Source organism: Micromonospora inaquosa (assembly GCF_003857055.1).
GTDB lineage: Bacteria > Actinomycetota > Actinomycetes > Mycobacteriales > Micromonosporaceae > Micromonospora > Micromonospora inaquosa.
Genome location: NZ_QGSZ01000248.1, coordinates 25,660 through 40,003 on the forward strand (window position 1 = coordinate 25,660; position 14,344 = coordinate 40,003).

Genomic DNA, 14,344 nt, shown 5'->3' on the forward strand with positions numbered 1-14,344 from the left:
CCTTCCCTCCTTACACTGCCCCGATGGGATCCGACTGCCTGTTCTGCCGCATCGTCGCCGGGGAGATCCCGGCCACCGTGGTCCGGGAGACCGACACCACGCTCGCCTTCCGCGACATCGACCCGAAGGCGCCGGTGCACGTCCTGGTCATTCCGAAGGAGCACTACGCCGACGTCGCCACGCTCGCCCAGGGTGACCCGGCGCTGGCCGCGGACGTGCTGGCGACCTCCGCCGCCGTGGCCGAGGACGAGGGCCTGCTCGGCGACGGTTTCCGGTTGATGTTCAACACCGGCGCGTACGGCGGGCAGGAGGTGTTCCACGTGCACGCGCACCTGCTCGGTGGTGCGCCGCTCGGCCCGATGCTCGCCCGGAACCTCGCGTGAGCGAGCGCAGCGAGCGAACCAGCAGGCTCGGTACCGCGGCGGTTCGCGCCGGCGCGAAGCGAAGCGGAGCGGGGGCGTGACCGCCGGTTCGGCAGCCGACCCTCGGGTCGATGAGCGCCTGGGTCGCCTCGTCCGCACGGTGCAGGCCGAAGCTCGGGTGCCGGCGGTGTCGGCGGCGCTGCACCGGGCCGACCGACCGCTCTGGAGCTGCACCGTCGGCGAGACCGGCACCGACAGCCCGCTGGGGTCGGGCACCCAGTTCCGGATCGGCTCGGTCACCAAGACGTTCACCGCGGTGCTGGTCCTGCAGTGCCGCGACGACGGGCTGCTGGACCTGGACGACCCGGTGGGCCGGCACCTGAACCTTCCGGCGCACGGCGAGCTGACCGTACGCCGGTTGCTGTCGCACACCGCTGGTCTGCAACGCGAGCCGTTCGGCGATGTCTGGGACAGCCTGCGCGCACCGGGCACCGACCAACTGGTCGCCGAGTTGGACCGGGCCGAGCGGGTGCTGCCGACCGGGCGCCGGTTCCACTACTCGAACCTGGGTCTGGCCGTGCTCGGCCAACTCGTGGCCCGGCTCCGGGGCGAAAGTTGGGCGCAGGCCCTCACCGAGCGGATCCTGACGCCGCTGGGGCTGACCGACACCACGGTGACCCCACGGCCGACGGCGGCCACCGGGTTCCTGGTCGACGCGTACTCCGACGAGGCGCACCCGGAACCGCCGACCGACTTCGGCGCGGTCGGCCCGGCCGCCCAGCTGTGGAGCACCGCGACCGACATGGCCCGCTGGGCGGCGTTCCTGGCCGACCCGGCGGCGCTGGACCCGGCCGGCGCGGTCCTCGCCCCGGCCACCCTGGACGAGATGCGTTGGCCGTTGACCACCACCGACGAGACGCTCTGGGGGGCGGGCTTCGGGCTCGGGCTGATCCTGATCCCGCAGGGGGAGCGGGTGATGCACGTGGGGCACGACGGGGCGATGCCCGGTTTCCTCGCCGGGGTGTACGGCCGTCGCGGCGGTGACGGCACGGCCGGCGCGATGGGCGCCGCGGTGCTCGGCTCGTCCGGCACCGCGAGTGAACTGCTCGACCTGCCGCACCGGCTGCTCGCCGCGGCGGTCGAGCACGACCCGGCCGAGATCGAGCCCTGGCGGCCTGGTGCGCCCGCGCCGGCGGCCCTGCGAGGTCTGCTCGGCCGCTGGTGGGGTGAGGGCTCCGAGTACGTCTTCTCCTGGCACGACGGCACGTTGCGGGCGCGCGGGGCCGCTGACCCGGCCGGACGACCGCCGGCGATCTTCACCCCGGTGGCGGACCAGCCGGACGTGTTCCGGGTGGTCTCCGGTCGGGAGGCCGGTGAGCTGTTGCGGCTGACCCGGGACGAGGCCGGCGTGGTGGTCCGGATGCACTGGGCGACGTACCGGTTCACCCGCCACCAGGAGACCTTCGACCGGTACGACTTCCGGGCCGGGAGTTGATCGCGGCCAGCGGAAATGGGCGCGATGCGGCCCGTGTTGAACCGATACGATGGGTGTAACGTCCGCACGCCAGGCCAGCAGGCCGGCGCCGAGATCGAGAGCAGGTGGCGCAGGGCCCTTCGGCCCGACCTATGACCGGCACCCCACCTCCCGGCCCGCCCCGGGTGCAGACCAGGATCACCGTGCCCGACCCCAAGATCATGGTCAATCTGCTCGGCGCTGGCGACGAGATCCTTCGACTCGTCGAACGCTCGGTCAACAGTGACGTGCACGTCCGCGGCAACGAGATCACCATCACCGGTGACCCTGCGGACAACGCCCTCGCCGAGCGGGTCTTCAGCGAGCTCCTCGAACTGATCGAGAAAGGCGAGACCCTGACCACTGACGCCGTCCGGCGTACCGTCGGCATGCTCGAGCAGGGCAGTGCCGAGCGGCCCGCCGAGGTCCTGACACTCAACATCCTCTCCCGGCGCGGGCGCACCATCCGCCCCAAGACTCTCGGGCAGAAGAAGTACGTCGACGCGATCGACACCCACACCATCGTCTTCGGCATCGGCCCGGCCGGCACCGGAAAGACCTACCTGGCGATGGCGAAGGCCGTCCAGGCGTTGCAGGCCAAGCAGGTCAACCGGATCATCCTCACCCGGCCGGCGGTCGAGGCGGGCGAGCGACTGGGCTTCCTGCCCGGCACGCTCAACGAGAAGATCGACCCGTACCTTCGGCCGCTCTACGACGCCCTGCACGACATGCTCGACCCGGAGACGATCCCGAAGCTGATGGCCGCCGGCACGATCGAGGTCGCCCCGCTGGCCTACATGCGGGGTCGTACGCTCAACGACGCGTTCATCATCCTGGACGAGGCGCAGAACACCACGCCCGAGCAGATGAAGATGTTCCTCACCCGGCTCGGCTTCAACTCCAAGATCGTCGTGACCGGTGACATCACCCAGGTGGACCTTCCCGGCGGGACGAGCAGCGGCCTGCGGGTCGTCCGGGAGATCCTGGAAAACGTCGATGACGTGCACTTCTCGCAGTTGTCCAGCTCCGACGTGGTCCGCCACCAGCTGGTCGGGGAGATCGTCGACGCGTACGCCCGCTGGGACGCCGAGCGGGAGAATCAGCAGGCGCAGGGCGTTCACGCCGTGCCTGGGCGACCCGCCCAGGGCGGCCGGGCCGGCCGCCGCCGCTAAAGCAGAGGAAAGCAGTTGTCCATCGAGATCGCCAACGAGTCCGGTGTCGACGTCGACACCGACGCCGTGCTCGCCGTCGCCCGGCACGCCCTCGACGAGATGGGGGTCAATCCCCTCGCCGAGCTGTCAGTGCTGCTGGTCGACATCGACTACATGACCGAGCTGAACCACCGCTGGATGGGTGGCGACGGCCCGACCGACGTGCTCGCCTTCCCCATGGACGAGGGCAGCGTCGACCACGGCCCGGGTGAGTCCGCTCCGGCCGGCGGCGAGCCCGCCCTGCTCGGCGACATCGTGCTCTGCCCCGAGGTGGCGGCCAAACAGGCGGCGACCGCCGGGCACGCGCCGGCCGACGAGCTGCACCTGCTCACCGTGCACGGGGTGCTGCACCTGCTCGGTTACGACCATGCCGAGCCGGAGGAGGAGCGGGAGATGTTCGCACTCCAGGCTCGGCTGCTGGCGAGCTGGCGGTCGACCCGCACCCAGTGATGTCGACTTCTCCGTTACTGGCGGCCGGCGCCACCGCCGGCCTTCCCGACTTCCAGCTGATCGTCTTCGCGGCCGGCCTGGTGGTGTTGGCCGGCCTGATCGCGATGACCGAGGCGGCCCTCGCCGCCGTGTCACCGGCCCGAGCCGCCGAGTTGGCCCGCGACGGGGTGCGCGGCGCCCGCACCCTCCAGGTCGTCGCCGGCGACGTCGTCCGGCACCTCAACCTGCTCCTGCTGTTGCGGCTGCTCGCCGAGCTGACCGCCACCACACTGGTGGCGCTCGTGGCGGTGGACAGCTTCGGCGCCGGCTGGTGGGCGGCGCTGGTGACCGCCGGCGCGATGACCGTGGTCAGCTTCGTGGTGGTGGGCGTCGCCCCGCGCACCATCGGCCGGCAGCACGCCTACGCGGTGGGTCGGGCGGTGGCGCCGCTGGTCCGTTGGCTGGGCCGGGCGCTCAACCCGCTCGCGTCGTTGCTGATCCTGATCGGCAACGCGGTCACCCCGGGGCGCGGCTTCCGGGAGGGCCCGTTCGCCAGCCAGGTGGAGCTGCGGGAACTGGTCGACCTGGCCGAGCAGCGTGGCGTGGTCGAGCACGGCGAGCGCCAGATGATCCACTCCGTCTTCGCGCTCGGTGACACCATCGCCCGTGAGGTGATGGTGCCACGCACGGAGATGGTGTGGATCGAGGAAGGCAAGACGCTCGCCCAGGCGCTGGCGCTCTTCCTGCGGTCTGGCTTCTCCCGCATCCCGGTGATCGGTGAGAGCGTCGACGACGTGCTGGGTGTGCTCTACCTCAAGGACCTGATCCGGCGTTCCCGTGGCGGGGACCCGAGGGCCGAGCAGTTGCCGGTGGCCGAGCTGATGCGCCCGGCGACCTTCGTACCCGAGTCCAAGCCGGTCGACGACCTGCTGTCCGAGATGCAGGCCGCCCGCAACCACCTGGTCATCGTGGTCGACGAGTACGGCGGCACCGGCGGCCTGGTCACCATCGAGGACATCCTGGAGGAGATCGTCGGTGAGATCACCGACGAGTACGATGTCGAGCGCCCGCCCGTCGAACGTCTGGCGGACTCCTCGGTGCGGGTGACCGCTCGGCTGCCGGTGGAGAATCTCGGCGAGATGTTCGACACCAACCTGCCCACCGACGAGGTGGAGACGGTCGGCGGGCTGCTCGCCCAGTCGCTGGGGCGGGTGCCGATCCCGGGTGCCGAGGCCGAGGTCGCCGGCCTTCGCCTGGTCGCCGAGGGCACCACCGGGCGGCGCAACCGGATCGACACGGTGCTGGTCAGCCGGGTGGAGCCGGGCCATGAGCAGGACACTGCGGGGCGCGGCGAGCACGCCGACCCCGGGGACGACACGGACAACTATCGAGACGACGAGAGGCAACCCGCCGATGCCTGACACACCCGCCGCGCCTGCCGCCCGGCCCACCCCCACCGAGTCGGGCGCGTTGAGCGCCGAGGACGGCAAGCTCGTCGTCCTGGCCCGGGGAGCCCGCGCCCGGGTCGGTGCCGTGGAGGGCGCCGCGGTCCGCGACCAGGACGGTCGGACGTACGCGGCGGCCAGTGTCGCGCTGCCGTCGTTGACGCTCACCGCGTTGCAGGTGGCTGTCGCTTCGGCGGTGGCTGCCGGGGCGAGTCGGCTGGAGGCCGCGGTGGTGGTGACCGAGGCGTCGACGCTGGATGGTGCCGGGCACGCGGCGGTGCGGGACCTCGCGGTTGACGCGCCGGTCCACGTGGCCGCTCCGGACGGCACGGTCCTCGGCACGGTGACCCAGTGAGCCCGGTGCAGGATCCCCAGGCCCGACCGTACCGGGCCGGGTTCGGCTGCTTCGTCGGTCGTCCCAACGCCGGCAAGTCGACGCTGACGAATGCCATCGTCGGCACCAAGATCGCCATCACGTCGAACAAGCCGCAGACCACCCGGCACGTCATCCGGGCGGTGCTGCACCGCCCGGAGTCGCAGCTGGTCCTCGTCGACACGCCGGGCCTGCACCGTCCCCGTACGCTGCTCGGCGAACGTCTCAACGACCTGGTCCGGTCCACCTGGACCGAGGTCGACGTGATCGGTTTGTGCATCCCGGCCGACGAGCCGGTGGGGCGCGGTGACCGGTTCATCACCGGTGAGCTGGCCGAGTTGAAGGCGACAGTGCTGGCGGTCGTCACGAAGACCGACCTGGTAGACAAGCGCCGCCTGGCGGAGCAGCTGCTCGCGGTGAGCCAGATGGGCGAGTTCGCCGAGATCGTGCCGGTGAGCGCGGTGTCCGGGCACCAGGTGGACACCCTCGTCGACGTGATGACCAAATATCTGCCGCCGTCGCCGCAGCTCTACCCGGACGACATGCTCACCGACGATCCCGAGCAGGTTCTCGTCGCGGAGCTGATCCGGGAGGCCGCCCTGGAGGGGGTCCGCGACGAGCTGCCGCACTCCATCGCCGTGGTGGTGGAGGAGATGATCCCCGAGGGTCAGGTCATGAAGATCTACGCCGACCTGTACGTGGAGCGGCCCAGCCAGAAGGCCATCGTGCTCGGGCACAAGGCGAGCCGGCTCAAGGAGGTCGGCACCACCGCCCGCAAGCAGATCGAGGAACTGCTCGGCAGCCGGGTCTACCTCGACCTGCACGTGCGCGTCGCGAAGGACTGGCAGCGCGACCCGAAGCAGCTGCGCAAGCTGGGCTTCTGATCCACCAGCACCGACCGGCCGGGTGATCCGGTCCGGTCGGTGCGGGTGGGGCACCGCCGGCCGGGAGGGTGGGATCGGCCCGTCACTGGGCTTGCGGGGGCCGGCCGAGCCGACGGCAATCGTCGTCACCCGTGATCGTCTTCGGTCAGCTGGGTGGAAAGACTCACGTTTGGTCGGGGTGGTGGCCGTTTCGCGCGGGCACCGCGCAGGGTAGGGGAGTTACGCCCCGATCCCCCGACCCAGATGCAGGCTGATGCGCAACCGGTATCTCGATCTGCTCCGTTTCCTGGCCATCGTTCGAGTTGTCGTCTACCACGTCACCGGGTGGGCGACCCTCACCCTCGTCTTCCCCGCCATGTCGGTGATGTTCGCGCTGGCCGGGTCGCTGATGGCCGCGTCGCTGACCCGGTCCGGGCCGGCGGCGGTCGGGCGGCGGCTGCGGCGGCTGCTGCCGTCGTTGTGGGTGCTCGCGGTGGTCTTCGTGCCGGCCATGTTGCTCAGCGGGATGCCGATGAGCCCTCGGGTGCTGCTGTGGCTGTTCCCGATCGCCGACCCGCCGGCCAACAATTGGGGCGCCCTGGCGCTGAGCGTCATCTGGTACCTGCGCGACTACCTGTGGTTCGTGTTCGCCTCACCGGTGGCGTTCTGGCTGTTCCGGCGTGCGCCGCTGCCGACAGTGCTCGCCCCGTATCTGCTGCTGGTGACGATCGAGGTGGGGATCTACCCGGCGCCGCCGGTGCTGCGTGAGTTCGGACTCTACTTCGGAGCGTGGCTGCTCGGCTTCGCCCATCACGCCGGGATGCTGCGCCGGCTCTCCGGCCGGTTGCTGTACCCGCTGGTGTTCGCCCTCGCCGTGGCCGGCGGCGCCTGGATCCTCGGGCATCCCGGGCCGCGCGGATACGACCTCAACGACAACCACCTGGGCAACGCCCTCTGGTCGGCCGCGTTCATCCTGATCGTGCTGGGTCGGGCACCGGCCGGGATTGCCTGGCTGAGCCGGAGCCGACTGGCCGACCGGGCGGTGACCGTGATCAACCGGCGGGCGCTCACCGTCTACCTCTGGCACATGCCGTTCGTGGTGGCGCTCACTCCGCTGGTCGACGTGGTGGGGTGGTCCCACCAGGATCCGGTGGGACTGGCCATCCGGGTGCTGCTGGTCTTCGCCCTGGTCGGGTTGGTCACCCTGGCCGTCGGCTGGGTCGAGGACGTTGCCGCCCGCCGCCGCCCGGAGCTGATCCCCGGTGGGTCGGTGCGGTCCGCCGACGTGGCGGTCCCGCCAGCCGGCGAAGCGGCGGACGGGGCGACCGTGAGACGAGCGGTGGTGCCGGCGCAGCGGGTGGCCGGGGAGGCAGCCAGCGCCGAGATCAACGCTGGCTGATCGTGAGGTTGCCGCTGTCGGCCGAACCGTCGAGCACCAGGGACGCGGCCGGGTTGTCGGCGACACTGATGGACTCGTCGCCGGAGTCGGCGTTGGACCGGACCCGGTAACTGCCCTGGGGCACCAGCAGCGTGACGTCACCGCTGGAGGCGTGGACCCGGGCCGAGGCGGGCTGGTCCAGCTCGACGTGGACGTTGCCGGAGCGGGCCTCGGCGTCGACGGTGCCGCCCAGCCGGCGTGCGGTGATGTCTCCGGACGAGGCGCGCAACCGTACCGCCGCGGCTGCCTCGTTCACCTCGATGTTGCCGGAGCGGGCCTCCACCCCGACCGCGCCCGACGCACCGGAGATCCGCACGTCGCCCGAGCTCACCTGTAGCTCCACCGTGCCGACCCGGCTCAGCTCGACGTTGCCGGAGCTGGTCTCGCCCTGCACCGTCACGCCCTCGGGGACCGTCAACTCGTAGGAGATGCTGCACCGCGAGCCGCAGTCGGTGTCCAGCACCAGCTCGGTGCCCTTGATCTCGTACCGGGTGTTGTCCGGTTCACCGCCCTGGTAGCGCACCACCCGCTTGATCCGCACCTCGGACGCCGGGCCGGTGCCGCGGACCACCACGTCGCCCGAGCCCCCGGAGAGTCGGACCGTGGTGATCCGGACCGTCTCGGTGTTGTCGTAGTCGAGCCGGCGGAACGACAGGTTGTCGCACCCGGCGAGCACGATGAGGGTGGTGGCGAGCCCCAGCGCGACGGGGGCGGCGACGCGACGGCGGCGCGGGGTGGTGGTCAGGTGCAGTGCCATGGCCAGCACGCTACGGCCGAGCACGAGCCGGCCGCATCGGGGTTCATCCGCGCTTCCACCCCGAAGCAACCCTGATTTCACACCCCGAGGGAGAATGACCCGATGGCCGGGTATCGCCGACAGCTCTACCGCGACGACGCGGTGGTGCTGCGTGTGCAGAAGCTCGGCGAGTCCGACCGGATCATCACCCTGCTCACCCGCCGGCACGGCCGGCTGCGCGCGGTGGCCCGGGGGATCCGCCGCACCACCAGCAAGTTCGGCGCCCGGCTGGAGCCGTTCGGCCATGTCGACCTCCAACTCGCCGGCGACCCGAAGGGCAACCACGGCAGCTCACTGCACACCGTCAGCCAGGTCGAGGGCATCGACCTGTACGGCAAACGGTTCCTGGGCGACTATCCGCGCTACACGGCGGCCAGCGCGATCGCCGAGACAGCGGAGCGGTTGACCCCGGTGGAACGGGAGCCGTCGCTGCGGCTGTTCCAGCTCACCGTCGGCGCGCTGAAGGCGCTGTCCCGGGGCGAGCACGCCACCACCCTGGTGCTCGACGCGTACCTGCTGCGCGGGATGTCCCTGGCCGGCTGGGCGCCGGCGCTGGTCGCCTGCGCGGTCTGCGGCACACCCGGGCGGCACCGGGCGTTCTCCGTGCCGGCGGGTGGCGCGGTCTGTCCGGATTGTCGGCCACCCGGGGCGGCTCATCCCGCGCCGGCCACCATCGATCTGATGTCCGCGCTGACCACCGGCGACTGGGTGCTCGCCGACGCCACCGACGCCGCCGTACGTCGGGAGTGCAGTGGGCTGGTCGCAGCTCACCTGCAGTGGCACCTGGAGCGCGCGCTACGCTCGCTGCCGCTGGTCGACCGGGGTTCCTCGGCGGCCGGTGCGGCCTCGCCGCCGGAAGGCACCGGGGCCGTGGTGCTCCGGCCACGTGGCGACGTCGAGGCCGGGGCGGACGGCGCGAACAGGGAGTGACCGAGTGATCCGATCGAAGAAGGCTGGTCGGCGCGAGCCGACGCCGCCGGTGCCACACCCGTCCGGGGCCCGACCTCCGGCGCTGCCCACCGAGGCGGTGCCGAGGCACGTGGCGGTGGTGATGGACGGCAACGGGCGCTGGGCCAAGGACCGCGGGCTGCCCCGCACCAAGGGGCACGAGGCGGGGGAGCACAGCCTCTTCGACACCATCGAGGGTGCCATCGAGATGGGCATCCCGTACCTGTCGGCGTACGCGTTCTCCACCGAGAACTGGCGGCGTTCACCCGACGAGGTCCGGTTCCTGATGGGGTTCAACCGGGACGTGATCCGTCGCCGCCGGGACCAGCTGGTCGACCTGGGTGTACGGGTGGTGTGGTCGGGCCGGCCCGGTCGGCTGTGGAAGAGCGTCATCTCGGAGTTGCAGACCGCCGAGGAGATGTCCCGCGACAACTCGACGTTGACCCTGCAGTTCTGCGTGAACTACGGCGGGCAGGCCGAGATCGGTGACGCCGCCGCAGCGATCGCCCGGGACGTGGCGGCCGGCCGACTGGACCCGGCGAAGGTCACCGAGAAGACAGTGGCGAAGTACCTCTACCACCCGGAGATCCCGGAGGTGGATCTGTTCCTGCGCCCCTCCGGGGAGGAGCGGATCTCCAACTTCCTGCTCTGGCAGACCGCGTACGCCGAATTGGTCTTCCTGGACACGCTCTGGCCCGACTTCGACCGCCGCCACCTCTGGTACGCGTGCGAGTTGTACGCACAGCGGGACCGACGCTTCGGCGGCGCGCTGCCCAACCCGGTCGCCCCGACGATCTGAGCCGACGCGCTTACCCGCACGTCACTCTGGGTATCAGAGACGTCAGAAGCCACTGACGGAGGTGAACCCACATGATCCAGAAGCGCATTGCCCAGTGGGCGGTGATGGCGGTCGCGGTGCCGCTGGCCGCGGCCGGCGCCCGCCGGCTCAGCCACACCCTGGAGGCCCGGCGTGGTCCCTCCGGGGCGACCCGGCTGCTGACCAAGGGTGCGGATCTGATCCGCCCGCAGAAGGCCAAGCGTCGTCGCCTCTTCTGACCAGCCCTCACCTGTTCCCGGCGCCGCCCGCACTCCCGTGCGGGCGGCGTCGTCGCGTCCCCGCGTTGCGAGGTGGGGTGGTGCGGTCGTTTCGGGGTGCCGCGGAAGGCGGGCGGGTAGGGTCCGGAGGTGGTGGGGCGACGGCGGTGGGGGTGGAAATGCGCGATCTCCGATTCAAGATGATCATGGCGTTGAACGCCGCCGATCTGGGCGACCCGATCTGCGAGCAGGTGGCCGAGATCTGTGCCGAGATCGCTGAGCAGCACTGCGCCGAGTTCGGCCACACACCGCAGCTGCGCACCGGTGAGATCGCCGAGCTGGCCGTCGGCGAGCCGGCCCTGAGCTGGGCGCCGTCGACCCCCGACACCGGGCAGCGTGCCTGGTGACCGCGCCCGCGGTCGACATCCGTCGGGCCGATGATCGCTTCGCCACCCGGATCTCCTGGCTGGATTCCAAGCACTCCTTCTCGTTCTCCCGGCACTACGACCCGGCCAACACCCACCACGGCCTGCTGCTGGTCAACAACGACGACGTCGTCCGACCGGGGGCCGGCTTCGAGACCCACCCGCACCAGGACATGGAGATCGTGACCTGGGTGCTGCGCGGTTCGCTGGTGCACCAGGACTCCACCGGGCACTCCGGGGTGATCTACCCCGGTCTGGCCCAGCGGATGAGCGCCGGCACCGGCATCCTGCACTCGGAGAAGAACGACGCCTGGCGGCTGAACAACCAGGAACCGCACAGCGACCCGGTGCACTTCGTGCAGATGTGGGTGCTCCCCGACGAGCAGGGCGTCGACCCCGGCTACGAGCAGGTGGAGATCGAGGACGAGCTGCTCCGCGGCGGCCTGGTGCCGATCGCCTCCGGGATGGACCGCTACGACGGCGCGTCCGCGATCCGGATCCGCAACCGGTACGCGACCCTGCACGCCGCCCGTCTCGCCCCCGGCGACGAGGTCACCATCCCCGACGCGCCCTACGTGCACCTCTACGTGCCCAACGGCACCGTGACCCTGGAAGGCAGCGGCCCGCTCGGCAGTGGCGACGCCGCCCGGCTCACCATGACCGGTGGCCGGCGGGTCACCGCCGACGAACCAGCCGAGATCCTCGTCTGGGAGATGCACGCCACGGTCGCCTGACCGTTACCCGCGCGGGCCGACTGGCGCGCAGGCCAGCGCCTCGACGCGGCTGTGGTGGCCTCCCACCAGGGGAGACCACCACAGTCAGGATCGAACACGACCACGCCCGGCGCCGGGGCGCCGCGCCGGGTTACGCCGGGGACTCGGTGCGGTCGCCGGCCCAGGTGGTGTGGAACGCGCCCTCGCGGTCCACCCGCTGGTAGGTGTGCGCGCCGAAGTTGTCCCGCAGACCCTGGATCAGCGCGGCGGGCAGCCGCTCCGCGCGCAACGCGTCGAAGTACGCCAGCGACGACGAGAACGCGGGCGTCGGCACACCGGCCCGGGTCGCGTCGGCCACCACCCGCCGCCAGCTCGGCACACCAGCGCTGACCGCCTCGGCGAAGTACGGGGCCACCAGCAACGTCGGCAGGTCGGGCTGCTCGTCGTACGCCTCGCGGATCCGGTTGAGGAAGCGGGCCCGGATGATGCAGCCGCCCCGCCAGATCGTCGCGGTGCCGCCGAGGTCGATGTCCCAGTTGTATTCCTGGCTGCCCGCGCGGATGTGGTCGAAGCCCTGCGCGTACGCGACGATCTTGGAAGCGAGCAGCGCCCGACGGACGTCCTCGACGAAGGTCTCCCGGTCGGTGACCTGCCACTTCTCACCCGCGTCGGGGAACGCCCGGCGGGCCGCCTCGCGCTGGTCGACGTGCCCGGAGAGCGAGCGGGCGAAGGTCGCCTCGGCGATCCCGGTGATCGGAATGCCCAGGTCCAGGGCGCTCTGCACGGTCCACCGACCGGTGCCCTTCTGCTCGGCCCGGTCCTGCACGATGTCCACGAAGGACCGGCCGGTCGCCGCGTCGGTGTGCGCGAGCACATCGGCGGTGATCTCGATGAGGAACGACTCCAACTCGCCGTTGTTCCACTCCCGGAAGATCTCCGCGATCTCGGCCGGCGTCGCGTCCAGGCCGGCCCGGAGCAGGTCGTACGCCTCGGCGATGAGCTGCATGTCGGCGTACTCGATGCCGTTGTGCACCATCTTGACGAAGTGCCCGGCACCATCCGGCCCGACGTGCATGCAGCACGGCACGCCGTCCACCTGGGCGGCGATCTTCTCGAACATCGGCCCGAGCTTCGCGTACGACTCGGCGGAACCGCCCGGCATGATGCTCGGCCCGCGCAGCGCGCCCTCCTCGCCGCCGGAGACACCGGTGCCGCTGAAGTGCAGCCCCTGCGCCCGCAGCGCCTCCTCCCGGCGGCGGGTGTCGGCGAAGTGGGCGTTACCGCAGTCGACGATGATGTCGCCCTCGTCGAGCAGCGGAACCAACTCGTCGATCACCGCGTCGGTGGGCGCGCCGGCCTTCACCATGACGATGACAGCGCGGGGTCGTTCCAGTGACGCCACGAAATCGGCCATCGTCTCGCCCGGCACGAACGTGCCCTCGTCGCCGTGCTCGGCGACCAGGCTGCGGGTGCGCTCCGGCGAGCGGTTGTGCACCGCCACCGTGAAGCCGTTGCGGGCCAGATTGCGGGCCACGTTGCGCCCCATCACCGCCAGCCCGGTCACACCGATTTGTGCCCTCGCCTGATCAGCCATTCGTGCCGCCACCTCTCGTCACACCACTATCAGCGTTTGGAAACTTACCGTGATGTGAGCCGTTACGGACCAGTGACCGGCGTCGCGTTACTGCACGTGATGTGGACGTTGCCGCTGGCGGCGCGGGTTCTCGACAGTGGGCGGTGAGCCCCGCGCAGGGAAACGTGTCGTCATTCCGGGCCCCGCGCGTCAGCCTTCAGCGAGACGGGCTTCGATTCGGGCGATCTTCCCGGTGAGCGCGTCGGTCACCCCGGGCCGGACGTCGGCCTTGAGCACCACACTCACCCGGGGCGCCTGTGCGGCGACAACGTCGACCGCCCGCTTCACCACCGCCATCACCTCGTCCCACTCGCCCTCGATCGTGGTGAACATGGCATCGGTCCGGTTCGGCAGGCCGGACGCACGGACCACCCGCACCGCCTCGGCGACCAGGTCACCCACGGAGTCGTCACCGCCGAGCGGGGTGATCGAGAACGCGATCAGCATGTGCCGATCCTGTCAGTAAAACGGGTGCGCGTCTCCTCGTGCGGTGGTTAGGCTGCCGGCATGCGTAACTGACGCCCCACTTCCGAGCCGGCCCGCCGTCCCGCGTCGCGGTCCGTGCGCTCCCGGGCGTCCCGCATTCCCTCCCCGCCATGTGGCGGCGTTGGCCCTGCCCGATCCCCGGTGAGCAGTCCCTTCCCCACTCGACCGTCGCGCGACGGCGGTCACCAGCCGTCCGACCGACCGCCGCAGCGCGGGACCGGCCGTGCCGGTCGGCACTGAAGGAGGCCCGGATGCCTGCCAGGCGTAACCCGAAGAAGACCCGTACCCCGAGAGCGACGCCGCTCGGCGTCAACCCGGCGGCCGGCCACGGCCCGCTGCCACCCGCCCTCGCGGCCCTCGACCTCGCGGTCGAACCGGCCCTGCCAGCGGTGCTGGTGGAGCCGGGAGCGCTGACCGAGTCGGCGCCGCTGGTGGAGTCGGCGTTGCCGGCGGCGCTGGCCGAGTCGGCGTTGCCGGCGGCTGTCCCGGACGAGGTGGTGCTGCCGGTCGACCTGCCGGGAGCGGTCGACCTGTCGGCAGTCGATGTGCCGGTGGTTGTCGACGTGCCGAAGGTGGGAGACCTGCCGAAGCCAACCGGGCGACCGAAGGCACCGACGGCCGGCCCGCCGCAGGGTGGCGGTGGTCGCTCCGGCGGCGGTCGCAGTCAGCAGGCC

General features: G+C 71.3%; 16 protein-coding genes and 1 pseudogene. 14 read left to right on the plus strand and 3 right to left on the minus strand.

What is annotated here, in order from left to right; genetic code table 11:
* Positions 1-23: 23 nt before the first annotated feature.
* The 8 genes from DLJ59_RS21995 (at position 24) to DLJ59_RS22030 (ending at position 7,595) form a co-directional block, all read left to right on the plus strand.
* Positions 24-383 (plus strand): histidine triad nucleotide-binding protein, encoded by a 360-nt coding sequence (locus tag DLJ59_RS21995; protein ID WP_124774517.1) that lies wholly within the window; start codon positions 24-26, stop codon positions 381-383.
* A gap of 76 nt (positions 384-459) precedes the next feature.
* Positions 460-1,857, plus strand: coding sequence for a serine hydrolase domain-containing protein (locus DLJ59_RS22000; protein ID WP_124774518.1), 1,398 nt, complete (start codon positions 460-462; stop codon positions 1,855-1,857).
* A gap of 131 nt (positions 1,858-1,988) precedes the next feature.
* Positions 1,989-3,047 (plus strand): PhoH family protein, encoded by a 1,059-nt coding sequence (locus tag DLJ59_RS22005; protein ID WP_124774519.1) that lies wholly within the window; start codon positions 1,989-1,991, stop codon positions 3,045-3,047.
* Between the two features lie 15 nt (positions 3,048-3,062).
* Positions 3,063-3,536, plus strand: a complete 474-nt coding sequence (ybeY, locus tag DLJ59_RS22010) for an rRNA maturation RNase YbeY (protein WP_030491788.1) — start codon at positions 3,063-3,065, stop codon at positions 3,534-3,536.
* Positions 3,512-4,936 (plus strand): hemolysin family protein, encoded by a 1,425-nt coding sequence (locus DLJ59_RS22015; RefSeq protein WP_124774520.1) that lies wholly within the window; start codon positions 3,512-3,514, stop codon positions 4,934-4,936. The genes ybeY and DLJ59_RS22015 overlap by 25 nt, the downstream gene beginning before the upstream one ends.
* Positions 4,929-5,315 (plus strand): cytidine deaminase, encoded by a 387-nt coding sequence (locus tag DLJ59_RS22020; RefSeq protein WP_124774521.1) that lies wholly within the window; start codon positions 4,929-4,931, stop codon positions 5,313-5,315. Before DLJ59_RS22015 ends, DLJ59_RS22020 begins: the two co-directional genes overlap by 8 nt.
* Positions 5,316-5,320: 5 nt before the next feature.
* Positions 5,321-6,217: a GTPase Era gene (era, locus tag DLJ59_RS22025; protein ID WP_124774530.1), complete on the plus strand. Its 897-nt coding sequence runs from the start codon at positions 5,321-5,323 to the stop codon at positions 6,215-6,217.
* 253 nt (positions 6,218-6,470) lie between these two features.
* Complete coding sequence (locus tag DLJ59_RS22030) at positions 6,471-7,595, plus strand: acyltransferase family protein (protein ID WP_124774522.1); 1,125 nt, start codon at positions 6,471-6,473, stop codon at positions 7,593-7,595.
* On the opposite strand, the gene DLJ59_RS22035 is transcribed toward DLJ59_RS22030, so the two are convergent.
* Positions 7,582-8,391, minus strand: a complete 810-nt coding sequence (locus tag DLJ59_RS22035) for a DUF4097 family beta strand repeat-containing protein (protein ID WP_124774523.1) — start codon at positions 8,389-8,391, stop codon at positions 7,582-7,584. The two genes, DLJ59_RS22030 and DLJ59_RS22035, sit on opposite strands and share 14 nt — an antisense overlap.
* Positions 8,392-8,493: 102 nt before the next feature.
* Between DLJ59_RS22035 and recO the strand changes: the two genes are divergently transcribed.
* The 5 genes from recO to DLJ59_RS22060 all read left to right on the plus strand — a co-directional run bounded on the left by recO (position 8,494) and on the right by DLJ59_RS22060 (position 11,572).
* Positions 8,494-9,360: a DNA repair protein RecO gene (gene recO / locus DLJ59_RS22040; RefSeq protein WP_124774524.1), complete on the plus strand. Its 867-nt coding sequence runs from the start codon at positions 8,494-8,496 to the stop codon at positions 9,358-9,360.
* A gap of 4 nt (positions 9,361-9,364) precedes the next feature.
* Complete coding sequence (locus DLJ59_RS22045; protein ID WP_124774525.1) at positions 9,365-10,177, plus strand: isoprenyl transferase; 813 nt, start codon at positions 9,365-9,367, stop codon at positions 10,175-10,177.
* Between the two features lie 71 nt (positions 10,178-10,248).
* Positions 10,249-10,434, plus strand: a complete 186-nt coding sequence (locus DLJ59_RS22050) for a hypothetical protein (protein WP_110562706.1) — start codon at positions 10,249-10,251, stop codon at positions 10,432-10,434.
* A 158-nt stretch (positions 10,435-10,592) separates the two neighbouring features.
* On the plus strand, positions 10,593-10,820 hold the full coding sequence (locus tag DLJ59_RS22055; protein WP_124774526.1) for a thioredoxin reductase: 228 nt from the start codon (positions 10,593-10,595) through the stop codon (positions 10,818-10,820).
* Positions 10,817-11,572, plus strand: coding sequence for a pirin family protein (locus DLJ59_RS22060; protein ID WP_124774527.1), 756 nt, complete (start codon positions 10,817-10,819; stop codon positions 11,570-11,572). Before DLJ59_RS22055 ends, DLJ59_RS22060 begins: the two co-directional genes overlap by 4 nt.
* A gap of 130 nt (positions 11,573-11,702) precedes the next feature.
* On the opposite strand, the gene gndA is transcribed toward DLJ59_RS22060, so the two are convergent.
* Positions 11,703-13,145, minus strand: a complete 1,443-nt coding sequence (gene gndA / locus DLJ59_RS22065; protein ID WP_124774528.1) for an NADP-dependent phosphogluconate dehydrogenase — start codon at positions 13,143-13,145, stop codon at positions 11,703-11,705.
* Between the two features lie 189 nt (positions 13,146-13,334).
* Complete coding sequence (locus DLJ59_RS22070) at positions 13,335-13,631, minus strand: thiamine-binding protein (protein WP_091409732.1); 297 nt, start codon at positions 13,629-13,631, stop codon at positions 13,335-13,337.
* A gap of 290 nt (positions 13,632-13,921) precedes the next feature.
* Between DLJ59_RS22070 and DLJ59_RS22075 the strand changes: the two are divergent.
* Positions 13,922-14,344 (plus strand): annotated as a pseudogene (locus DLJ59_RS22075) (hypothetical protein); the annotation flags it as partial.